Genomic DNA, 22,816 nt, shown 5'->3' with positions numbered 1-22,816 from the left:
CTGCGCCGACGGCGTCCAGCCGTCGGCGCCCAGGCGTCTGATTCTCGGCCGATAAGACGAACCGAATACCGGAGACTCGTGATCAGCGCTGCGGCCACCAGGGACATCGTCTGGGATCTGCCGCATCGACGGACCTCGCTCGCGCTACCGCAGCGAACCCGCGCAGTCCGCCCACTGAAGAAGCCTGCCCCGCATTACCCGCCCGCACCCCGTTGCGGCGGCGGGCCGACGACCTCGAGGTCGAGTTCGGCGCGGGCACGGGCGAAACCCTCGACCGGAAAGGTCTCATCGCCACCCTCGATGTGCACGTGGGCCTGGGTGGGTGTGTTCATGTATTCGAAGAATTTCTCGAACACGTCGGTGGTCAGCAGTCCGAGCATCTGGGTGTTGTGACTGTCGAACGCGAAACTGTGAATGGTGCCTGCCGGGGCGTGGAGGAAATCACCCTTGGTCAGCAGGATTTCTTTTCCGTTCGCGTGCAGCAGGATTCGCCCTTCCAGGCAGAGGAAGTTCTCGGTGTGCTGCCGGTGGAAATGCCGCGGGATATAGGAACTCTTGCCGCCGATGGTGTGCATGGCGAAGTAGGTTCCGCCGGTATTGCGGGAACGCGCCAGGTAGGAATTGAGTTGACCCATGCTTGCCCATCGGTCACCCTCGCCGGCCTCGAGGACATAGGGCGTCTGATCCAACGGCAGCTCGGCACCGGTGCGCGGGGACAGATCACGCTTGTCCAGGTCGTGGATCCGGACGCCGAACCGCGCCGCCAGTTCCGACTGCCGCATCGGCGAAATCGGTTGCTCCGCATCGATATCGAACACGTGTGACGAGGTTTCGTAGCCGCTCGCCTGCGCGAACCGGTGGCCGTCACCGATCGTGAGCCAGCTCAGGAACCGCGTACGGTGCGAGAGCATCCGGTAGGCGTAGGGAACGCCGGGTGGAATCGCGACGGATCCGCCGGGCGCGAGGACCTGCGTTTCGCCCGGTAACCACACCTGCAATTCTCCGTCGGTGACATACAGAAAGCGGTGCTCGTGCTCGTGGGAGATGAACGGTGTCTCGATACCCTTGCCGCCGTAGATATATGCGGCACCGAATTGCCCGCCGGTGTCTTCGGCACGAGCGATCACGGTGATCAGCTGTCCACCGATTTCGTGGCGTTCACCCTCGCCGGCGGCCATGTAGTAGGGGGCGCAGCGCCCGGGCAGGGTGTCGATGGCTGGAGCGAGGGAATGGACCTCGTCGATAGTCGGAATGTCGAAGGCCGTCATGATCGGCACTGACCTGCTTTCAGTGTTCGGGCGAAGAAATCCGCGATGGCGGAAAAGGACGCACACGGATGTCGTTCGGCGAGGTCGGCGCCCGCCTCGGTGGTGGTGCGGATCTGTGCGCGCGCCGTGGGCTCGCGTTCGAGACGGCCCTGGTCGAGATGCTGGTCCGGGCCGAGCTCGAGCACATCGCCGGGATTGAGGAATCCGTGCCCGAAACCTTCGATGAGGTAGAGGGTCGCGTCGTTCCCGTGTGCCGCGAGAGCGTTGTACATGGCCACGCTTTGGCTGGGCGGCACCAAGTTGTCGGCGAGTCCGTGCATGATGAGAAACGGTGGTGTGCCGCCGTTCACCTGCCGTGCCGGGCTCGCCGACACCGCGGAATCCAGTTTGTCCCGGATCGCGCCGCCGAGCAGACCGGCCTCGGGAGAATCGTGGTCCCGGGGCGCCTGCTGTCCCGTGAGATCGACCATGGCGGGCAGGTCGGCGGCCCCGTAGCCATCCATCACCGCGGCTACCGCACTGCTGACCGAAACCTCTTCTTCGCCGGGCAATCGGAGCACGCCGGAATGCACTCCGGTGAGGGCCGCCAGGTGGCCACCCGCCGACGAGCCCCACACCCCGATCCGGTCGGGGTCGATGCCGTATTCGGCACCGTTGACGCGTAACCACCGCACCGCACGACGAATATCGAAAAGCTGGCCGGGATGGGTCGTCGTCGGCGCCAACCGATAGTCCACACTGACCATGACGAAGTCATGTGAAGCGTAATGCCGCACCAGATCTGGGCAGGCAGTTCTGTCTTGTAGCCGCCATCCACCACCATGTAGCCATACGATCGCAGCCAAAGGTCGCCGCGTCGAATGCCATGGGCGCACGATATCGAGCAGCAAACCAGGTGCGTACTCGGTGGTGGAACGGACTACGGGCGAAGCCGTGTCCAAGGGAGGAACTCCTTCGAGCGGAGAGACTGGGCCTGGGTCGCCGCCGCAGCGGTTGTAAGGCCTCACCGTGGGTCTCTGCCTGAGTAGATACTCTATCAGCGCGCGCTCGCGCGGCGCCGCTTCATCGCCGCGAACGGCGCTGTTCGTCCAGGAGCACATTCTTCTGCACCTTGCCCATCGCGTTGCGCGGCAGCGCGTCCACGATGCGGATCTCGCGTGGCCGTTTGTGGATCGACAAGGTGCCCGCGACGAAGTCGATGAGCGATTTCTCCTCGGGTACGGCACCGACCACATAGGCGACGATCCGTTGACCGAGGTCGGTGTCGGGGACGCCGATGACCGCGGCCTCCTCGACCGCGGGGTGGGCCAGCAGGGCCTGCTCCACCTCGCCCGCCCCGATGCGGTAGCCGCCGGACTTGATCAGGTCGACCGAGGCGCGGCCCACGATGCGGTGGAAGCCGCCCGCATCGATGACGGCGATATCGCCGGTGCGGAACCAACCGTCGCCGGTCAGCGCCTCGGCGGTCTTGGCCGGATTGTTCAGGTACCCGTCGAAGAGGGAGGGGCTGTGGATCTCCAACTGCCCCAGTGTTTCTCCGTCGTGTGCGGCCAGGTCGCCGGACTCGGTGCGCAGGCGGGTCCGCACCCCGGCCAAGGGTAAGCCCACCCAACCCGGTCTCCGCTCACCGTCGGCGCGGGTGCTCACGGTGATCGCCGTTTCGGTCATGCCGTAGCGCTCGACGGGGGCCGCTCCGGTCAGTGCGGTGAGCTCGTCGAATACGGGCACCGGCAGCGGGGCGCTGCCGGAGACGAGCAGGCGGGCGGCCGACAGTGCCCGCGCCGAGGAGGGGTCGGCGCACACCCGCGACCACACGGTCGGCACCCCGAAATAAAGGGTCCCCCCGGCCGCCGCGTACCGCTGCGGCGTCGGGCGGCCGGTGTGGATCAACGGTGATCCGATGCGCAGCGCACCGAGCACGCCGAGGATGAGACCGTGGATGTGGAACAGCGGAAGTCCGTGTACCAGAACATCTTCCGAGCTCCACTGCCAGGCCTGCGCGAGGCCGTCGACGCTCGCCGCGATCGCCCGGCCCGACAGCACCACGCCCTTCGGGGCTCCGGTGGTGCCGGAGGTATAGATGATGACGGCCGGCACCGCGGGGTCGACCTGCGGGTAGCTCGACGACGACCGCGCGCCCGGATCCACCGTGATCGTCGGCACCCCGACATCCGCTCGGGGCTCGCCGAGCCACAGTTGCGCACCCGAGTCGGCGAGGATGTGCTGCCGCTCGACCGCACCGGCGTCGGCGGGCACCGGAACCGCCGCCACCCCGGCAAGCAGGCAGCCGACGACGGCGACGACCGTCTCGAGTTCGGGTCGCGCGTCGACGGCGACCGCCCTCGCGCCCGCGACCTTGTCGGCGACAGCGGCGGCCGCGGCCAGCAGTTCCTCCCTCGACAGGGACCGGCCGTCGACGGTTACCAGGGGGTCGGCCCCGTCGGTCGCGCGATACAGGGAGCTCAGCAGTGGTACTGGCATCGTGGTTTCCTCACAGGAGTTGGCAGGAGGGTCTCATTCGAGACCGGGATCGGATTCCGCGCTCGACACCGAACGGCTGCCGAGATGTGCTGTTCCCCAAGACCTGTCACGGTTGGCTTGTGCATCGAGCAGTCCGTGTGCGAAGTCGTTGTCGAAGTCGCGCAGCACGGTGTGCAGATGATTTCCGCCACCGACGGCATTGACCGCTTCGATGAGGTGGTGGCGAGTCTGCACCCGGAAATAGTGTGGCTTTCCCCGGGTCGGCGCACCGGCCCAGGCGAAGTGGATTTCCCCGATACCCGCCGCTCGCAATGCCTTTCGGTGTGCGTCGGCGGCTTCGCCGGGCAACCTGTCCAGGTAGCAATCGACAAGGCGCCACAGCAGGTGCTGCCCGGCCGCGTCGAGTGTGTCCCCGGCGATGCCCGCGGGATTGTCGCGGACGAACTTCAGTGCCACCCGGTCGGAATCGGTGATCGTGTAGTCGGGCATACCGAGGTCATAGTGATCCGGATATTCGTAGGCGCCGATGCGTGGCACCTGCCTGGTGACGAAATCAGCGGGCGCGACATCGTGGATCACAGCCTCGGCACGCTGGTCGTCGTCCAATCCGGCCAGCAGTTCGAAACCGAGGCCCTCGTCGTCGGCCAGTGGATGCAGCACGCCGTCGTATTCGGTGGGCTGCTGACCCAGCGCCACCGGCGTCGCGGCGATCCACCGCTGTTCGACGACGGTGATGTTGAGGCACACGTGGTGACCGAGGAACCGCATCGTCCAGGTGTCTTCGAATCCGGGGCGGCCGAAGAAGGTCAGGAAGTACGAATCCGAGGTACGCCACGCGGGCAGCGCGGGGCCGAGGAAGTCGTATTCGTAGTCGCGCAGCACATGTTCGAGTTGGGGTATCGCCAGCACCTTGGTGAAGGTGCGCAGGGGTACGGCCAGCCGGATCAGGTCCCACATCAGCACCTTCTGGTGCCGGTCGAGGCGGTGCAGCGGGAGGCCGGTGCGGTCCGGGCGCGGGATGATGTCCCAGTCGAGCCTGCGCGGGTCGGTGAAGTCGGCGACGACCGCTTCGGCGCGCTGGTCTCGGTCGAAAGTGTCGATCAGGCCCATGGCCGTGACCACCAGTTTGGTCGCGGTCTGTGGCGCTTCGTACAGAGCGGACATGCTGAGCTCCTGTTCTCGGCTCGGGGGGAGGGAGGGCGTCATGCGGACACCCCGAGTTCGCGGTAGCGGTGGCGTCTGCGGGTGTATCGGTCGGCCGGATTCGTGGTCGCGAGTGCGCGCAAGGCATGTTCGACGGCGGCGCCGACGCGCAGGCACACCTGGGTCGGATCGCCGTGTTCGCTGATGATCTCGTCGACTATTCCGTTGCGTGACAAGGCATTCGCGTGGATGCCCTGCTCGCGGGCCAGCTGCGCGGCGTGGTCGACGTCGTGGTGGACGACGGCGCTGGCACCCTCGGGTGGGAGCGGGCTCAGCCACGCGTGCTGGGTGGCGATGACCCGGTCGGCGGGCAGCCAGGCCAGTGCCGCCCCACCGGTGCCCTGTCCGAGCAGGATCGACACGGTCGTTGTCTCGAGGGTGATCAGATCCGCGAGGCAGCGCGCGATCTGACCGGCGATCCCCTGTTCCTCGGCGGCCGTGCTCAATTCCGCTCCCCCGGTATCGATGACGGTCACCACCGGCAGCGACAGTTCGGCGGCGAGCCGAATCGCGCGCCGGGCTGTGCGCAGGGCGCCATCGGTCAGCGTCGCGGCGGCGCCGGGGCCCGGCTGTCGGCTGTGCCCGAGGAAGACACAGGGCGCGCCGCCGATCCGCGCGATCGCGGCCAGCACGCCGGGTGCGGCATCGCCCTCGGCGCTGCCGTGCAGCGACACGTGGTCGGGCCAGAGGGCGAGCAGGTCCGCTGCGGCGACGCGATCGGGCAGGCGCGTGCGGAGCACCGATTCCCACGGGTCGGTGGGTGATCCCGCGCCGGGGATGGCCCGCGGCGGCAGCGCGGACACTTCGGTGGTCGTTTCGCCGCCCCGATCCGCACCGGCGTGCGCTGCGCCGTCGTCCGGTTGCCCACCCAGGTCCAGGGTGCCGGGCCCGGCTTCGGCGACATCGGGTATGCCTGCCTGGTGTCCGATGCCCGGTTCGCCGACGCGATCGAGTACCGCCAGCGCCCGCGACAGCCACCCCCCAAGCGCCTCCGGTGACACCACGGCGTCGACGAGTCCGTGCGCGAGCAGGTTCTCGCTGCGCTGCACGCCCTCGGGCAGGGGTGCACCGAGCGCCGCGTAGACCCGAGGACCGAGAAATCCGACCAGCGCGCCCGGCTCGGCGAGGGTGAGGTGTCCCATCGAGGCCCAGGACGCGAAGACCCCGCCGGTGGTGGGGTGGCGCAGATAGACCAGATATGGCAACCCGGCCCGCTTGTGATCGGCGACGGCCGCGGCGATCTTGACCATCTGCACGAAAGCGACTGTGCCCTCCTGCATGCGGGTGCCGCCGGAGCAGGGCAGCGCCAGCAGCGGCAACCCTTTGCTGGTGGCGCGCTCGATGGCAGTCACCAGCCGGTGCGCGGCGGCGACACCGATCGACCCGCCGAGAAACCCGAATTCACCTGCCAGCACCGCGATCCGGCGCCCACCCAGCCGAGCCTCACCCACGACGACGGCTTCGTCGAGCCCGGTTCGCGCACGGGCAGCGCCCAACTGCCGTGCGTACCCGGCATCGGGGCCGACATCGACGAGCCGGTCCGGCCAGGGCCGGAACCCGCCCGGATCGACCAGCCCGGCGAGCAGCGCGAGTACCGGCGCCCGGTCTGCCACGATCGCGAGCCGGTCGGTGCGCCCGGCGGGCGAGCGCTCACCAGCCGGCGACGACATCGACGGCCTTCTCCGCGACAGCCGGATCATTACCCCGCCACGCCACGTGTTGATCGGGACGAACCAGGAGCAGGCGAGCACCGAAGATCTCGTGCGGGGATCGCCCGTCCTCAGTGTCGGCGGCCGAGAGCGACCGCACCGTCACTCGAACGCGCAACTCCTCGGCCCGCGCCAGAATCGGGGCGATATCGGGTGCGGGCGCGTCGTCGACGAGCACGAGCAGGGTGAATTCCGGGCCGAGCACGTCATACAGTGACCGGCCCTCGCGCAGCCACACGTGCGGCAGTAGTGCGCCGGGGCAGGCGGAAGGCACATACTCGATCGGATCCTGCGGCGGTGGCGCGGATCCGTCGGAAACAATGACGGCCGAGTTGCCGTAGTGATAGCCCAATACCAGTCCGAGCGAATGGAATTCGCTCTTCTTCACCGCGAGCGCGGTCGCGGTCCTGCTGCGCGCGAGATCGGCCGGCGGGCCCGCTTCCCCGATCTCGACCGTCGAGAAGTGGTGTGCCAGCGCTGTTTCCTGAGCGCCCGCGTCGGCGATCGTGCGCGCGGCGACCGGACGGCGTTCGGCCGCGTAGCTGTCGAGCAGCGCCGGGCCGCCCCAGCCGTGCACGGTCGCGGCGATCTTCCAGGCGATGTTCACCGCGTCGCCGATGCAGGTGTTGTACCCGTGCCCACCCCAAGGCGGGTTGAGGTGCGCGGCGTCCCCGACCAGGAAGATCCGATCCCGGCGGTACTTGTCGGACAGCAGTTTTCGCGCCACCCACGGATCGGTCGCGATCACCTCCACCGGCGCCCGATCCCCGATCAGCGCATGCAGCAACGCCTCCGGATCGACAATCCCCGTCCGCACGTCGACGCCCTGCACGATGGCCCACCAGGTGTCCGCGCGATCGAGCCGCCCCACGATCCCGGCCGCGCCAGGCGCCATCACCCAGTAGTGGACGGCATTGGCGAACCGCACCCGCTCGGCGAGGCCGGGTGCGCGGAACAGAATGCTGAGGTTGGGCCGTTCGCCCGAGGAACCTTCGAACTGCGCGCCGATGCTCTCGCGCACGATGCTCCCACCACCGTCACAGCCGAGCACGTACTGCGCGTCGATGGTGGTGCTCGCGCCCGCCTCGTCTTCGACGATCGCGCGGACGGTGCCGTCGGGCAACTCGTCGAGCGCTGTGACGCGGGCACCCAGGCGCAGCTGGACGTACTGGTCGCGTTCGACGGCGCCGCGCAGGACGAGCTCCACCACCGGTTGCGGCGCCTGCTGCCCCGGTTCCGGTGCCCATTCCGGCCGGTCGACCTCGAGCTGGAAGCCGTTGGCGAATCGGGTGATCTCATAGCCGAGCAGCGTCGAACAGAACACGATGTCCTGGGCCCATTCCACGGAAAGCGGTGCGGCCGCGCGCAATTCGTCGGCGAGCCCCCACCTGCGCAGATGGGTCATGGTCCGCGCGTTGGTCGTTTTCGCCCTCGGGCGGGTGGTGTCGACCTCGACACGCGGTTCGATGACGATGCTGCGCACCCGGTGCCGCGCCAGCTCCAGGGCGGCGGCCAGCCCGGAGGGTCCACCGCCGACGATCAGCACCGGATCCGCCGTGGTGTCGGTCATGCCCCTTTCCTTCCGCTCGCATCGACGATCGGCGTGCGCAGTACACCGAGTTTGTCGATCTCGACCTCGACGATGTCACCGGGCCCCAGCAGCCACGGCGGATTGCGCACGTAGCCGACACCTTCGGGGGTGCCGGTGGCGATGATGTCACCGGGATGCAGGGTGAAGGTTTCGCTGATCAGCGCGATGATGTCGCCGAGCGGGAAGATGAAGTCGCGGGTGTTGCCGTCCTGAACGAGGGTGCCGTTGACCCTGGTGCGCACGCGCAGCCCCTCGGACAGGTCCCCGACCTCGTGCGCCGGAACCAGCGGCCCCAGCGGCCCCGACCGGTCGCCGTTCTTGCCGAGTGTCCATTGCGCGGTGAGTTTCTGCGCCTTGCGCGAGGTGAGGTCGTTGAAGCAGGCGTAACCGGCGACGCCCGCGACTCCCGTTGCCGGATCCACACTTTCGAGCCTGGTGCCGATGAACGCGGCGACCTCGCCCTCCCAATCCAGGCCCGCTTCGTTGGCAGGCACCGGCGCGGACACATCGCCGACGGTGAGCGATGCGGGCCAGCGGCCGAACAGGGTCGGATATTCGGGCGGGATGAAGCCACCCTCCGCGGCGTGTGCGCGATAGTTGAGCCCGACGCAGATCACCCGAGCCGAAGCCGGAACGGGCGCGACGACATTGACCAGGGCCACGTCGATTCCCGGTGTTTCGATCTGCTGCGCGCGGTCGATCCAGGTGAAGGCGTCGCTCCAGAATTCGTCGAGTGGGGCGAGCGGGCGGATGGTCTCGCCGTCGAGCACACCGACCGAGATCGGGTCCTGTTCGCTGGTGCGGTAGCCGATGAGTTTCATCGAGTCACTTTCCTCAGGGTGTGGCCGGCAGTGAAGCGGCATCGTGGTCTACGGGAGTTGTGGTTTCGCTGGTGCGTGGCCGGCGCGGGAGGGTGGCCATCAGCACGCCGCCGATCAGGGCGGGCGCGGCGAACGCGAGCGAACTGACGATCACCGCGCCGCCGCCTGCGACGAAAGCGGCGCCGTAGGTCGGTCCGGCGATCGCGCCCACCCGCCCGATACCCAGCGCCCAGCCGAGGCCGGTCGCCCGGATCCGGGCCGGGTAGAAGCAGGCGATGTGGTCGTTGAGCATGTTCTGGGTACCAAGGCCGCCGAACCCGGCCACCGCGACCAGCAGCATCAGCACGGCCGTCGGCGGATGCGTGCCGAGCAGCGCCAGCGCCACCGCGGCGGTCGCGAAACCGGTGAGCACCAACGGTTTCGGGCCGAATTGCTCGGCCAGCGCCGCGGCGATAAGAGTGCCCGCGATGGCGCCGGCGCTGTAGATCAGCAGGAAGGTGACCGCCGATCCGATGGGATAGCCGGCGTTGCGCATGATCTGCGGCAACCACGTGGTCACCCCGAACATCGTCAGCATGCTGCACACGGCGACGAACCAGATACCCACCGTCGCCCTGGTCATCCCCGCGCCGAAGAGCTCGGCCACCGGGGACTTCACCGACCGGCCGTCGTCGGCTTTCACCACGGCGAAAACCCGTGATTCGGGCAGCTTCGCGAAGGCGATGGGCAGCAAGGTGACCAGCGGAATCGCGCCGAGGGCATACACCGGACGGAACCCGAAGTCCTCGAGCAGCACCAGCGACGCCGTCGAGGCGAGGACACCGCCGAACGCGGGCCCGGTCAGCACCATGCCGAGCACTCGGGACCGGTATTCGGGTGCGGCGAATTCGGCGGCCATGGCGATCGCCGTCGGCAGCAAGCCGCCGATGCCGAGTCCTGCGGCCAGCCGGGTCGCGGCGAACACCTCGAAGGTGGGCGAGAAGGCCGTCACAAATGTCGCCGCCGAGAACAGGGTCAAGCAGGCCAGGAAAAGTCGTCGCCTGCCGAGCAGGTCGGTGAGCGTACCGGCGGTCAGCGAGCCGATCAGCACACCGACCAGTGCCGCGCTGCCGACGAAGCCCGCCGCCGCGGCGGTGATGTGCCACGGTTCGTGGCCGATCAGAGCGGGCAGCGTCGCGCCGTAGACGAACAGGTCATAGCCGTCGCTCAGTAGCGCGGCCCAGCACAGAATCGGAACGAGCACAGCGCCGCGACCCACCCGGGTCGAAGTCGTTGGGAGTGTCATGCGGTACCTCTGGTCAAAGGATGGTGGAGGCCAGACCTCCAGAAACGGTTATAACCGTTATGTGTGATGGTAGCCACAAACCGGGGGGTGGTGTCAACCATTCGGCTCGATTAGACGCCCATCACACCAAATATGAGAGCGAAAGAGCTGGTCAGCGGGACATGGATCCCGAAATTCAGTGCCGTGCGTGCTCGGCGGCAGCCGCACGAGCACGGGCCGGATCGCCGGATTCGATGGCGGCTACCAGTTCCTCGTGGACGGCGGTGCGGCGGGCGAAGTACTCGGAATTGCCCCCATCACGGGCTCGACTGGCCCTGGTGGCGTGCTGCTCGATGTACTCCTCGAGCCCCAGATAGGTGCCGCGCAGCACACGATTCGGGACGATCGCGACAATCCGGCGATGCAATCCCCACACGGCGCGGATGAATCCCTCCGGGTCACCGGCGGCATCGCGGACGGTGTCGAGCAGTCGGCGCAGCTCCGCGAGATCGGCGGGACTGCGGTGCCTGGCCGCCAATTCGGCGACCAATGGCTCGAGTTCCTCGCGGACGGCGATCGCCTCCGCCACCCCACCTGGGTCGTTGTCGACGGTCAGCAGGGTGCGGCCGAGACGGACGATCGAGGACCGCTCCGCGACGAACAACCCGCCGCCGGGACCGGGGCGCACGGTGATGACGCCACGATCCTGCAGCAGCCGAACTGCCTCGATGACGGTCCCCCGCGCCATCCCCGACTCTTCCTGCAGCTGCTGGCGGGTGCCCAGCTTGTCGCCCGCCCGCAACTCCCCCGCCGCGATCCGATCTTGGATATGCGACACCAGGGACTCAGCCCGCGTGAGTGACCCCTGGATCGCCATGCCGTCAGTGTAGAGCGCGCCGCATCGAGACCTTCTCGGTCCGTGGACGATTCCGGACGCGCTCGCCCACAGGTCGGGGACCCTGCCCGCGCGCGGGGCGCCCGAAGCCGGCGTCGGGGGAAGTTCGGGCAGCGGTTCCTGGCCGATGCGCGCGGCGATGCGGTTGACCCGGCCGAGTACGTCCCGCCGTCCGCCGGTGAGCAGGTAATCCACCGATTCCGGTAGCAACAGCGCCAGCAACATCAGCGCCAGACCGGTGAGCACGGCGCCGCACACGAACACCGCCCGCCAGCCGTATTCGTCGCGCAGGAACACCGCGGCCAGGCCGCCGAGTGTCGCGCCGAGCCCGTAGCCCGCGGTGTAGAGACCGATGGGCAACCCGCGCCAGCGCGTGGAGGAGTACTCGCTGGCGATCACGTTGGTGCAGTCCAGAATTCCGCCGACACCGAGCCCGGTGAGATGGATAGCCCTCATCCCGAACTGTTCGACATCCGCTGCCATACAGTGGTTTTCGCTCACAACACCGATGCACTGGGGGATTCATGACCACAGGTGACCCGTTTCCCACACCGGATCCGAACCCTCCCCCAGCGACAGACCCCGCGCCACCCCCGCTCACTCGGCGACAGCAGATCGCGCGCCTGATCCATCAAGCCTTCACCTGGTCGGGTTGGTCCACACTCACAACGTTGACCACAGCAGTCGCCGCAGTCGCGGCACTGTATTTCACTGGACAAACTCTGCGCGCAACGAATGCCCAGAATTCAACCACACGGGAATCTGCCATCACCGACCGGCTCGCAAAAGCTACCGAGCAACTGAGCTCCGAGAAAATAAATTCGCAACTGGCAGGCATTTACCTTCTTGAACGTTTAGCAAACGACTCTCCTACCGACCGAGGCACCACCGTGGAGCTTTTGTCCGCGTACGTGCGCAACGAAGCTCCGGCATCCAAGTGCACAGTTCCCGCCATGAATGCGGGACCAGGGATACGACTCGCTGCGAATATCCAGGCAGCCATAACAGTGCTAGGTAGGATGCCACACGGTGGCACCGTAGTCGACCTGTCGTACGCATGCCTGGTTGGCGCCGATATGAAACGCGGCAATTTCAGCAATACATTGTTCAACGACTCCGTTCTAGCGCGCGCAAACTTCGTGGAAACCAATCTCTCAGGATCACTATTTCGGGATGCGAATTTTCAGCTGGGAAACTTTAACCGATCCAACCTGTCTTACACCTTCTGGGGAGGAGCAAACGCCACTTCTGCCGTTTTCGTGTCAACTGACGTGACAGGCGCCGAGTTCTTGGACGTCGACATATCAGGTGCCGACCTTTCGAGAATCGACGGACTAACGCTAGAACATTTCATTTTGGCGCTGGACAAGCCGTACACAATCGCCGATGCGATTGTCCACTGCGATCAAGTCACGGATTGGCCTGAGGGGTTCACTCCACCGAGGTGTAGCCCGTAATACTCCAGCATTTCTTAGCGATGCTGTTGGGTAGCATAGGGTTTCGTGCTGTTGGCGGGGAAAACGGTGGGACCTTGGCCTAAGCCGCGGGCGATTTGACGCCGAACGGGATGCAGCGCTGCTGAACAAGGCCGCGTGCGACGTCGACGGAGTCCGTGACGACGCGCGTAAATCTGTTGGGGTGCAACAGCAACACTCGGGAACGGGCGGTCGGGTGGAGAATTGTCAGCTCGGCGTGTTCTGTGCGTAGACGACTGTGAAGGGTCGCACCGGTGAACCGTCCCCGTGCCGAACTCGGCACGGGGACGACATGGACTGCGACCGGCCTATGGGTTCAACACCACGTAAGCGTCGCGGACTGCCTGGTTGCCGGCTCCGTTCAAGACGCTGAAATGCGCTGTGCTGGTGCCGTCGGGTTGGGTGTCCACGGTGTGGAGCGTGGGCTGGATGGTGGATGGAACTGGAACGACCGCGCGGAAGGAGGCCCCGACCCGGCGTACCTGCTCCGGGCTGCGGCCGAGGGCGGCCAACACCCAATCGACTCCGTGTGCCAGGGTGGCCGAGCCGTGCAGGATCACGCTGGGCAGCCCCGCAGCGCGGGCGACGGCAAGATCGGTGTGGATGGGGTTCCAGAGGCGGCCACATTCGCCGTAGACGTGCGGGGCCCAGGTTTCGATCCGGACCGCTCCGCTGCGGGATTGCGTGGATTGCGGCGGCGGTCCGGGACGTTCAGGTGCAGCGTCGGCCACTTGATCGGCTCCGTCGACGTCGACATCCCGGTAGAGGGAGTCCATCCAGGTTGTCCACAGGGGGCCGTCGCCGTCGGCGCCCTCCAATCGCATGGCGATCAGCGCGCCGGCGGAGGTGCGCCGGATACCGGTGACTTCAGCGCAGACCGTCACCGTGGCATCGGCGGGAATGGTGCGGTGGAGATGCAGGTCGTGGCCGGCGTGCACGCCGCGGTGGGTTTCGGCGCGGGTGAGCCCGAGGGCTGCCATTCCGGAGTCGGGGTCGGTGAGCAGGTCCCATTCCGGTGACAGCGGGAACAGGGGGTGGTTGATGATGCCGGTGGGGCGGGTGGTGTCGAAGTAGAGGTCGTCGGTGTGGCCGAGGCCGGCGGCATAGGCCATCAGCCGTCGGGCATCGATCGTGGTGGTCCACGGTTTCAGGGTCAGTCCGACGGCGGAAGCGTTGAGAGGCAATTCAAGTCCTGAGTATTCCGTTGAGTACGAGGTCGACCCAGTCGGCCGAGAGTTGGCGCAGGTCGCGAGATTCGTCGCGCTGTAGTTCGGGGTCGGCCAGTTTGGTGGCCGCTGTTTCCCAGACCGCGGCGAGCAGTTCGGTGTTGATCGGGCGGAAGATTCCGAGTTCGATACCGTGATCGAGAATGGTGCGCAGAACCTCGACGTAGTAATGCGAGTAGCTCGCGACGAGGCCGCGAATGGCGTTGTGCGCGTTGACATCGAGCCAGAACACGCGCGAGGTCCGTCCCACACCCTCGACACCGAAATCGGTCCACACCTGCATCCGGGCAATCGGGTCGTGCGCCGAATGCAGGCGCTGAACGGCGGCGTCTATCGCGCGCTGATACCAGCGTTCGATCACCAAGGCGACGAGCTCGTCCTTGCTCGGTGCGAGTTGGTACAGGGTGGCGTAGGACGTGCTCAGGTCCTTGGTGACGTTGGTGAGGCGCAGGGAGCGGAAGCCGTCGGCGAGAATGGCGCGTTGCAGTCCGTCGAGGATCTCCTCCTGCCGGGTAGAGAAGTGCGGGATGCGTGCCAGTGGCCGGGGCGGAACCTGGAAGATCTCCGTCGTGTTGGTCATGGTCGCGCTCCCCTGGGTCGGCAGTCCGGTTCGTCTTCCGAGTGTAGAAGAACGGACTGCCGGTTACAGTTTGCCCCACTGACGCCCCGGATTCTCCGCCCGGCGTTCGTCGGTTACGGCGAATGTGTCGGCCGACCTGGTCCTTCGGCGTCGGTCCCGGTCATGTCGGCGTTCGGCCGAGCCTTGGCCATCAGGTCGGCGACCGCCTGCCCGATATCCTCGGCTTCGCCGACCGCGCCGGTGGTCGGCCCCCGATGCCAGCCTTCGGAGATCGACAGCGCCTGGCCGGATACGTCGAATACCCGGCCGGTGACGTTGCGGGATTCGGGCGAGGCGAGCCAGGTGACCAGGGGCGCGATCCAGCGGGGGTCGAGCTGGGCGGCGATTTCCGCGTCGACGCTGACCAGGTTCTCGGTCATCCGTGTCAGTGCTGCCGGGGCGATGGCATTGGCGGTGACGTTGTAGCGGTACAACTCCTCGGCGACGATCGTGGTGAACGCCGCGATCCCCGCCTTGGCGGCGCCGTAGTTGGCCTGCCCGATATTGCCGTACAGGCCGGAGGGCGAGCTGGTGTTGATGATGCGGCCGTCGACCGATGCACCGGCTTTGTGCTGGTCGCGCCAGTACTCGGCGGCATGCCGGGTGACGTTGAAGGTACCGCGCAGGTGAACGGCGATCACCGCGTCCCATTCGTCCGGGGACATGTTCACCAGCATCCGGTCGCGCAGTATTCCGGCATTGTTGACGACGATATCGAGGGTGCCGAATTCGTCGATCGCGCGCTGGACCATGGCGCGGGCATCGTCCCAGTCGGCGACATTGCCGGCGTCGGTGACGGCGCGGCCACCGAGAGCGGTGATTTCGTCCACCACCGATTGCGCCGGGCTGGTGTCGCTGCCGTCGCCGGTCACCGCACCACCGAGATCGTTGACCACGACAGCGGCGCCGTGCCGGGCCAGCGAGAGTGCGTGTTCGCGGCCGATTCCCCGGCCGGCGCCGGTGACCAAGGCCACGCGGCCTTCACAGAGAGGGGACACAGAGTTTCTCCTTTGGGTGTCGAGTGAATTTCAGGAACCGGCGACGATTTCGTCGTACTTGCTCTGGACCTCGTAGAAGCTGTCCGGCAGGGCGAGGTCGCGGGGGTGGTAGCGCGGGGAGAACACCCGCAAGGTCCGCGGGAAGGTCCGCAGCAGCAGGGTGCGGCGCAGCTTGTTACGCCGCTTCTTCTCGGCTTTGCCGATCGGCTGTTTCATGATCTCGGGCGCCGCCTTGGCCATGGCGCCGGCTAGCTTGAAAGACCAGCGCAGGTAGTGCATCAGGCAACGGGTCCCGACGAGGACCCGGTACCAATAGCTGGGTTCGACCGCTTCGAGGGCTTCGTAGGCGACCGTGCGATGTTCGAGTTCCTCCATCACATGCCAGGCGAAAAGGTCGCCGAGCGGAGCGACCATATTGTCGAAGATCCGCATCTCGAACTGGGTGATGGCGCCAGCGGTCGTGAACGATTCGAAGGCCTCGGCGTAGGCCAGATTCCAGCGCAGCGATTTGGTTTCGGTGAACCGCTCGTACTCGGCACGCAGTTCTTCCTCGAGCTCCTTCATCACCACGAACTGGGGGTGCGCAGCCCGGATGACATCGTTTGCCTTGGCGTGCTCGCGGAAATGCACGCCTTCCTGCGCACAGAAGAGTTTGATCCGCTCGGCGAGCGCGGCATCGGTGATCTCGTCGGCGGCGCGCCGGACGTTCTTGATCAGATAGGGCTCCAGATATGGCAGCGACATCCAGGAGCCGAGGAAGTAGATGGACAGGTCGGGATCGTTCTCGAGGAAGACGAGTTCCATGTCTTCGGGGAATTCGAAGGTCATCTTGCGGACACTGATGCTGTCCATGGCGGACTCCTCAGATGGGGTGAAGGGTGTGTGGGCCGGGCAGCCGGTGATCGGCCTGGGTCAGCTGCGGTCGGCGGCGAGTGCCGCGCGGCGGACCTTGAACATTTCGCTGCGCGGCATCTGGTCGACGAACTCGAAGGTCTTGGGGACCTTGTAGGCGGTGAGGCGGGATTTCGCGAAGGCCCTGAGTTCGTCTGCCGCCGGGCGGGTATGCCCGCGTTCGACTTCCACGAGGGCGTGGACGCGGTGGCCCCAGTCCTCGTCGGGGATTCCGATGACGACGACATCCGCGATGTCGGGGTGCTCGCCGAGCGCGGCTTCCACCTCGGCCGGGACGACATTCGCGCCGCCGGTGATGATGAGATCGCCCTTGCGGTCGGCGGAGTAGACGTAGCCCTGCTCATCGACCCGTCCGAGATCACCGACGGAGACATAGCCGCCTTCGATGACTTTGGGCCGGTCCTTGCCGAGGTAGTCGAACAGAGGTGCGTCGACCCCTGCCAACCGCAGATAGATCTCCCCGACCTCACCGGTGTCTACCTCCCGTAGGTCGTCGTCGAGGATCCGCAGTTCGGTGCCCGGTGCGGGCCGCCCGATGGTTCCTGGCCGGGTGAGCCATTCGTCGCCGCGCACGATGATCGAGCCGACGAGTTCGCTGGAGGCGAAGATCTCCCACAGCAGTTCGCCGCCGACCAGCTCGATCCATCGGTGTTTGAGCCACCCCGGGCAGGGCGCGGTGCCGTGCAGAATCGTGTGGAAGCAGGACCAGTCGACGGCGTCGATACCGGGGGTGTCGAGCAGGCGGCGCATCATCGTCGGGACCAGGGTCATGAACTGCGGACGGTGCTCGGCGATGATTCGAATGAAGGCCGGTCCGTCGAATTTCTCCATCAGCAGGATCTGCTGGCCTTCGAACAGCCCGCCGTGCGCCATCATCAGCGGGTTGCCGTGATACAGCGGGCCCATGATCAGGTGCCGGTCGATAGGGGCCATCCCGAACATGGCGTAGGTGGCGGCGAACACCGTCCCCGGGACCATTGCGCCCGGAACCGGCAGGACCACGGCTTTCGAAGCGCCGGTCGATCCGCCGGTCGGGATCGCCATCGCGTGAGTGGGGGTGCTGATCCCGATCTGCCGCGGAGTGAGTTGCGCGGCGCGGGCCACGTCGACGATGTGGATACCCGAGGTGGTTACCTCGTCGTGGTCGGACACGATCACGGCCGGCTCGGTGACGTCGAGCAGCCGGTCGCGTTCCCACGCCGGGACATCCCAGCGCATGGTGACGATTCCTGCGCCGATCTTCCACGCCCCGAGCGCAGCGACCAAGTGCTCGGGCGAATTGCGCAAACCGATGGCCACCCGCTGACCCGCCCGCACACCGAAATCGGCCAGCAGTGTGGCGACCTGATCGGAGCGTCGGTCGAGTTCTGCGGTGGTGAGGTCCTGCTGGGGGCCGGCGACGGGAAAGAATCGCAGTGCGATCCGGTCCGGGTCGTGCTGTGCCAGTTCGCGGATGCGCTCGCCCAGGGATACAGGGCCGGCAATTCCGGCGATGCCGCTGGTCATGAGAGGCGTTCGACGATCATGGCCATGCCCTGGCCGCCCCCGATGCACATCGATTCCATGCCGAAGGTCTTGTCGCGCCGGATGAGTGAGTGCACCAGGGTGGTCATGATGCGCGCGCCGGTCATACCGAACGGGTGCCCGAGTGCGATACCGCCGCCGTTGACGTTGAGCCTGTCCCAGCCGATCCCGAGTTGTTCGGCCGACGGGATCACCTGGGCGGCGAAGGCTTCGTTGATTTCGAGCAGGTCGATATCGGAGGCGGCCAGGCCAGCGGATTTCATCGCTCGCAGGCATGCTTCGACCGGTCCGAGTCCCATGATCTCTGGGTCGAGGCCGGAGACCGCCGACGCGACGATCCGCGCGAGCGGCGTCAGGCCCAGCGCCTTCGCCTTGTCCGCGCTCATTACCACGACCGCGGCCGCACCGTCGTTGAGCGGGCAGGCATTACCGGCAGTGACCCGGCCGTTTTCCCGGAACCGAGCCGGCAGCGCCGCCAGTTTTTCCACCGTGGTGCCCGGGCGCGGACCGTCATCGGAATCCACAACAACACCAGACGGCGTGGTGACCGGGATGATCTCCTCGGCCCAGAACCCGGACTCGCGCGCGGCGATGGCCCGCTGATGGCTCTGGACGGCGAACTCGTCCATCACCTGCCGGGATACGTTGCACAGGTCGGCGACGTTCTCGGCGGTGTCGCCCATATCGATGTAGAGATCGGGCAGGCCGTCGGTGGCCGGTGTCCAGCCGCCCGCGGACTTTATTTCGGCGGTGCGGGCCTTCGCCTCGTCGAATTTCGGGTTGTCGGTGGCCGGGCGGAACGCGTCCGCGGAGCCGTGGACGTAGCGGCTGACCGTTTCGACTCCGCCGGCGACGAAAACCTTTCCTTCACCGGCTTTCACGGCATGGGCGGCCATCCGGATCGCCTGCAGCGAGGAGGCGCAGAACCGGTTCACGGTGGTCCCGGGTGTGCTGTTCCAGCCGAGCAGCACGTTGACGACCCGGGCGAGGTTGAAGCCCTGCTCGCCGCCGGGCAGCCCACAGCCGAGGATGACGTCGTCGATCGTTTCCGGTGTGAGACCGATGCTGTCTACCACCGACCCGATGATGTGAGCCGCGAGATCGTCGGGCCGTATGTCGACCAGCGAGCCTTTCTGAGCACGTCCGATGGGGCTGCGCCCCGTGGCGACGATTACTGCTTCCGGCATGGGAATTCCTTTCCGATAAGTCCGCGAGTGCGGCGTCGTCACTGCTCGACGTAGACGTTGGGTTCGCCGCGGCCCTGCTGTTGGCACAGCGCCCGGTAGACCGCGAGCATCGTGCCCGCGTCGAGGACGCTTTCGATATTTCCGCCGGCGTCGAGGTTGAGATTGGCGCCGTAGATCGCGAACCACACATCGGCGGGGCCGTCGCTGTCCTCGGGAACCTTCAGGGTGTGGATGGAGCCGGCGGGCTCGAACAGATACGAACCGGGCCGGTTCATCTCCTCGGCCGATTCGAGGTAGTGCCAGGAACCGGACATGGTGAACGCGAACACCGGGCCGGTGTGTCGGTGCGTCTGGACCTGGGTGCCGGGTTGCATCCGGTTGCGCACCACCCACAGCCCCTCTTTCAAGTTGACGTGGGCGACCTTGGTCTCCACCTCGGGGGTGAGGTCTACCCAGGGCAGCTCCTCGTCGGACCGATGGGTGGTACCCAGCGGCTCTGGAATTTCGAGCGTGAACGGCATAGACATGGTTGACCTTTCAGAAGAGATGGCAACTGGGGTTCAGGTCCGGTTCGGGGTGACGAGCACTTTGCATTCGGTGGTGGGCCGCATCAGCGCCTCGAAGCGAGCCGGCAGCTCGTCCAGGCCGATCACGTCGGTGATGAGGGCGGCGGGGTCGAGGCGGCCGGCGGCCAGGTGCGCGATGGTCATCTCGAAATCGCGGGGGCGGTAGTAGAGGACGAACTGGAAATTCAGTTCCTTGGCCATCGCGGTGGTCGGGGTGAAGGTGTCGGGCACGGTGCAGGCACCGACGATGGTGATCTGTGCGTCTGGGGCCGCCACGTCGGCGGCGTGCTGGATCAGTCCGGGCACGCCCACGCATTCGATGACTGTCGCCGGCGCCGAACCGGTGAGCTCGGCGAAAGCCTCGCCGACGTCCTGGGCGGTGGGGTCGACGGTGCGGGCGCCGACCGCCTCGGCCAGCGTGCGGCGGGCGGGGACCGGATCGCTCACCAGGACCTCGCTGGCCCCGAACAGCCGCGCGTACAGGGCCACGGCCAGCCCGACCGGTCCCGCGCCCAGGATCAGCACCGGCGCCCCGGGTTCGCGCGAGGTCCTTTCGAGCGCGTGGTGCGCGACGGCCAGCGGTTCCACCAAGGCTCCACTGCGTGCCCCGACCTCGGCCGGCAAGACGAACAGATCCTGTGTGTCGACGGCGACGAACTCGGCGAAGGCTCCTGGTCGCTGTACCCCGGTCAGCTCCGCGCTCACGCAGCGGGCGGGGTTGGCCGAGCGGCAATTCACACAGTCGTGGCAGCCGACCAGCGGAAAGCCGACGGCGAGCTTCGATTCCAGCCGCGGATCGACATCATTGCCGCGGGCGACGACCCGGCCGCTGAACTCGTGCCCGAAGACAATGCCCGGATAGCTCTTCAGTAGCGGCGCCAGATGAAGATCGGAACCGCAGATCCCGGCCGCCTCGACCTCGAGTATCACCTGCCCCGGGCCGGGCGCCGGATCGGGGATATCCCGGATCTCCAGCGACGGAGTCGAATCCGTCAGTACCGCTGCCTTCATGTCCACTCCTTTGGTGACTGGCATCACGTTCATGTGTAGAATAGAGCAGAATTATTTACACCGCAACCTCTAGTTCGGAGAGTGGCACCTATGCCGACATCACGCCTTCTCGGATTCCGCCGGCCCCGGGGCATGCTGAAACAGCCGGCGCCCCCCACCCCAGCAGTCGTTGCGCCGCAGCGACAGACAGTGGTTGTGCAGCACAAACAGCCGATCGCCGAGGACGTCGTCGCTCTCCGTCTGAAAACCATTGGGGGAAGCTCGCTCCCGCCGTGGACGGCCGGCGCGCATGTCGACCTCCACCTACCCGGAGGTAAGGTCCGCCAGTACTCGCTGTGCGGCGACCCCGCCGATCGCCACGGCTACGACCTGGCCGTACTGCGCGAACCGGAGGGGCGGGGTGGATCGGCCTTCATCCACGACCAGTTACAGATCGGCGACACCCTCGCTATTTCGCCGCCGCGCAATAATTTCGCTCTCGTCCCAGCGACGCGCTATTTGTTCATCGTCGGCGGAATCGGGATCACCCCGATCCTGCCCATGATCAACGAGGCCGACCGGCTCGGGACACCGTGGACACTGCACTACGGAGGCCGGACCGCGGCCGGTATGGCCTTCACGGAAACCCTGGCCACCTGCGGCGACCGAGTGAACCTGGTCACGGAGGACACCTCCGGATTTCTCGACCTCGACCGAATCCTCACGGCGAGCGCACCAGGCACACTGGTCTATGCCTGCGGGCCAGAGGGTTTGCTGCAAGCCCTCGATTCGCTCACCGACCGCCTGCCTCCAGGCGCCATCCACACCGAACGATTCCGGGCGGCACCGGCCGCCGAACCCGCAAGCTCTGCGGCCGAACTGACAGTGCACTGCGCGAAATCCGGTATCGAGGTAACAGTCGAGCCCGACCACAGCATCCTGGAGTCCCTCGAACGAGCCGGTATCGCGGTAGCCAGTTCCTGCCGCGACGGCATCTGCGGAACCTGCGAGACCAGCGTTCTCGACGGCGTTCCCGACCATCGCGACTCGGTGCTCTCCACGGCCGAACGAAACGCCGGCAACCGCATGCTGATCTGCGTATCACGCGCCGTGACCGGCCACCTGACCCTCGACATCTGACGTACGCGGCTGCGACTACTACCCGAATGGAAACCACATGACCACACAACATTCGATCGATCTGCCAGACCTCACTATGAGCTACCTCGAAGCCGGACCGGCCGACGGACCGCTGGCGATGGTCCTGCACGGCTTCCCCGACAGCCCCGCTTCGTGGAGCGATACGCTCGACGCGCTCGGTGACCTGGGCTACCGGGCTGTGGCACCGTGGCTGCGGGGCTACGCCCCCACCCAGATACCCGCGGACGGGCTATATCAAGGCGGCGCCTACGTTCGCGATATCGACCGACTCCATCGGGCCCTGGTCGGAGATCAGCGGGCGGTGCTGATCGGCCACGATATCGGCGCCGCGATCGCCTACGGTGCGGCCGCGTTCGATCCCGCGAAATGGGAACGCGTGGTGACGATCTCCGTGCCACCCGCCGCCGTTCTCGCGCAGATGATGGGCAGCTACACCCAACTACGACGGTCCTGGTACACCTTCCTGTTCCAGCACCCCGCCGCCGAGGCAATCATCGGCGTGGACGACGGCGCGTTCCTCGACCGGCTGTGGGAGGAATGGTCACCGGGATTCGCCCACCCAGCCGCCGTCGCCGCCGCGAAGGAGGCGCTACCCGATCCGGCGCACCTCACCGCCGCGCTCGGCTGGTACCGAGCCGGCTTCCACCCCGAACTCCACGATCCCGGCCTCACCACCGAGCAGCAGGCACTGACCGCCACACCCAGGCAACCCTGGCTGTACCTGCACGGCGAACACGACCAGTGTGTGGGGATCGAAGCCGCTGAGGCGACCGCACACAGCGCAGCCATCAGCGGCGCCGGACATTTCCCGCATCTCGAGCAGCCCGAGGACTTTCGCCGGCGTGTCAGCGAGTTCCTGAGCGCGGGCTCCGCCGCACCGTAGGCCGAACCACCGCTAACTGTGCACACCAGGTGTCGCCGAGTCG

Annotated in this window: 20 protein-coding genes and 1 pseudogene; 4 read left to right on the top strand and 17 right to left on the bottom strand. The window is 66.8% G+C overall.

The window, feature by feature from the left end:
- Positions 1-194: 194 nt before the first annotated feature.
- From ACWZHB_RS07355 to ACWZHB_RS07315, 9 genes are all read right to left on the bottom strand, one after another.
- On the bottom strand, positions 195-1,268 hold the full coding sequence (locus tag ACWZHB_RS07355) for a quercetin 2,3-dioxygenase (protein WP_427907169.1): 1,074 nt from the start codon (positions 1,266-1,268) through the stop codon (positions 195-197).
- Positions 1,265-2,368 carry an alpha/beta hydrolase fold domain-containing protein gene (locus tag ACWZHB_RS07350; protein ID WP_427907168.1) on the bottom strand — a complete coding sequence of 368 codons (1,104 nt, stop codon included), beginning with the start codon at positions 2,366-2,368 and terminating at the stop codon, positions 1,265-1,267. Before ACWZHB_RS07350 ends, ACWZHB_RS07355 begins: the two co-directional genes overlap by 4 nt.
- Positions 2,331-3,749 carry an acyl-CoA synthetase gene (locus tag ACWZHB_RS07345; RefSeq protein ID WP_427907167.1) on the bottom strand — a complete coding sequence of 473 codons (1,419 nt, stop codon included), beginning with the start codon at positions 3,747-3,749 and terminating at the stop codon, positions 2,331-2,333. Before ACWZHB_RS07345 ends, ACWZHB_RS07350 begins: the two co-directional genes overlap by 38 nt.
- Before the next feature lie 33 nt (positions 3,750-3,782).
- The gene (locus tag ACWZHB_RS07340) at positions 3,783-4,913 is read right to left on the bottom strand and encodes a DUF3500 domain-containing protein (protein ID WP_427907166.1); all 1,131 of its coding nucleotides are present in this window, start codon (positions 4,911-4,913) and stop codon (positions 3,783-3,785) included.
- Positions 4,914-4,951: 38 nt separating this feature from the next.
- A complete protein-coding gene (locus ACWZHB_RS07335; RefSeq protein WP_427907165.1) occupies positions 4,952-6,622 on the bottom strand; it encodes a carboxyl transferase domain-containing protein in 1,671 nt (556 codons plus the stop codon).
- The gene (locus tag ACWZHB_RS07330; RefSeq protein WP_427907164.1) at positions 6,603-8,231 is read right to left on the bottom strand and encodes an FAD-dependent monooxygenase; all 1,629 of its coding nucleotides are present in this window, start codon (positions 8,229-8,231) and stop codon (positions 6,603-6,605) included. Before ACWZHB_RS07330 ends, ACWZHB_RS07335 begins: the two co-directional genes overlap by 20 nt.
- Complete coding sequence (locus ACWZHB_RS07325; RefSeq protein WP_427907163.1) at positions 8,228-9,073, bottom strand: fumarylacetoacetate hydrolase family protein; 846 nt, start codon at positions 9,071-9,073, stop codon at positions 8,228-8,230. Before ACWZHB_RS07325 ends, ACWZHB_RS07330 begins: the two co-directional genes overlap by 4 nt.
- 13 nt (positions 9,074-9,086) lie before the next feature.
- Complete coding sequence (locus tag ACWZHB_RS07320) at positions 9,087-10,358, bottom strand: MFS transporter (RefSeq protein ID WP_427907162.1); 1,272 nt, start codon at positions 10,356-10,358, stop codon at positions 9,087-9,089.
- 175 nt (positions 10,359-10,533) lie between these two features.
- Positions 10,534-11,715: an MFS transporter gene (locus tag ACWZHB_RS07315; RefSeq protein ID WP_427907161.1), complete on the bottom strand. Its 1,182-nt coding sequence runs from the start codon at positions 11,713-11,715 to the stop codon at positions 10,534-10,536.
- Between the two features lie 188 nt (positions 11,716-11,903).
- Between ACWZHB_RS07315 and ACWZHB_RS07310 the strand changes: the two genes are divergently transcribed.
- Both ACWZHB_RS07310 and ACWZHB_RS07305 read left to right on the top strand, forming a co-directional pair.
- Positions 11,904-12,689 (top strand): pentapeptide repeat-containing protein, encoded by a 786-nt coding sequence (locus ACWZHB_RS07310; protein WP_427907160.1) that lies wholly within the window; start codon positions 11,904-11,906, stop codon positions 12,687-12,689.
- Positions 12,690-12,739: 50 nt separating this feature from the next.
- Positions 12,740-12,936, top strand: a pseudogene (locus ACWZHB_RS07305) (IS701 family transposase); the annotation flags it as partial.
- Positions 12,937-13,015: 79 nt separating this feature from the next.
- Here ACWZHB_RS07305 and ACWZHB_RS07300 read toward each other — a convergent pair.
- The 8 genes from ACWZHB_RS07300 to ACWZHB_RS07265 all read right to left on the bottom strand — a co-directional run bounded on the left by ACWZHB_RS07300 (position 13,016) and on the right by ACWZHB_RS07265 (position 20,750).
- Positions 13,016-13,891 (bottom strand): MaoC/PaaZ C-terminal domain-containing protein, encoded by an 876-nt coding sequence (locus ACWZHB_RS07300; protein ID WP_427907159.1) that lies wholly within the window; start codon positions 13,889-13,891, stop codon positions 13,016-13,018.
- Position 13,892: 1 nt separating this feature from the next.
- Positions 13,893-14,513, bottom strand: a complete 621-nt coding sequence (locus ACWZHB_RS07295) for a TetR/AcrR family transcriptional regulator (protein ID WP_427907158.1) — start codon at positions 14,511-14,513, stop codon at positions 13,893-13,895.
- Positions 14,514-14,626: 113 nt separating this feature from the next.
- The gene (locus tag ACWZHB_RS07290) at positions 14,627-15,550 is read right to left on the bottom strand and encodes an SDR family oxidoreductase (protein ID WP_427907157.1); all 924 of its coding nucleotides are present in this window, start codon (positions 15,548-15,550) and stop codon (positions 14,627-14,629) included.
- A gap of 30 nt (positions 15,551-15,580) precedes the next feature.
- The gene (locus tag ACWZHB_RS07285) at positions 15,581-16,402 is read right to left on the bottom strand and encodes a metal-dependent hydrolase (protein ID WP_427907156.1); all 822 of its coding nucleotides are present in this window, start codon (positions 16,400-16,402) and stop codon (positions 15,581-15,583) included.
- A 60-nt stretch (positions 16,403-16,462) separates the two neighbouring features.
- On the bottom strand, positions 16,463-17,968 hold the full coding sequence (locus ACWZHB_RS07280; RefSeq protein WP_427907155.1) for a class I adenylate-forming enzyme family protein: 1,506 nt from the start codon (positions 17,966-17,968) through the stop codon (positions 16,463-16,465).
- Positions 17,965-19,173, bottom strand: coding sequence for an acetyl-CoA C-acetyltransferase (locus tag ACWZHB_RS07275; RefSeq protein ID WP_427907154.1), 1,209 nt, complete (start codon positions 19,171-19,173; stop codon positions 17,965-17,967). Before ACWZHB_RS07275 ends, ACWZHB_RS07280 begins: the two co-directional genes overlap by 4 nt.
- Before the next feature lie 38 nt (positions 19,174-19,211).
- Positions 19,212-19,694: a 2,4'-dihydroxyacetophenone dioxygenase family protein gene (locus ACWZHB_RS07270; protein WP_427907153.1), complete on the bottom strand. Its 483-nt coding sequence runs from the start codon at positions 19,692-19,694 to the stop codon at positions 19,212-19,214.
- A gap of 39 nt (positions 19,695-19,733) precedes the next feature.
- Positions 19,734-20,750, bottom strand: coding sequence for a zinc-binding dehydrogenase (locus ACWZHB_RS07265; protein WP_427907152.1), 1,017 nt, complete (start codon positions 20,748-20,750; stop codon positions 19,734-19,736).
- 189 nt (positions 20,751-20,939) lie between these two features.
- Between ACWZHB_RS07265 and ACWZHB_RS07260 the strand changes: the two genes are divergently transcribed.
- Together ACWZHB_RS07260 and ACWZHB_RS07255 are read left to right on the top strand one after the other, a co-directional pair.
- The gene (locus ACWZHB_RS07260; RefSeq protein ID WP_427907151.1) at positions 20,940-21,869 is read left to right on the top strand and encodes a PDR/VanB family oxidoreductase; all 930 of its coding nucleotides are present in this window, start codon (positions 20,940-20,942) and stop codon (positions 21,867-21,869) included.
- A 37-nt stretch (positions 21,870-21,906) separates the two neighbouring features.
- Positions 21,907-22,773, top strand: coding sequence for an alpha/beta fold hydrolase (locus ACWZHB_RS07255; protein ID WP_427907150.1), 867 nt, complete (start codon positions 21,907-21,909; stop codon positions 22,771-22,773).
- The last annotated feature ends 43 nt before the right edge of the window (positions 22,774-22,816 follow it).

The sequence above is a fragment of the Nocardia sp. FBN12 genome (assembly GCF_054031145.1).
The sequence above is the reverse complement of the archived record's forward strand: the minus strand, read 5'-3'. Positions and strand labels throughout refer to the sequence as shown.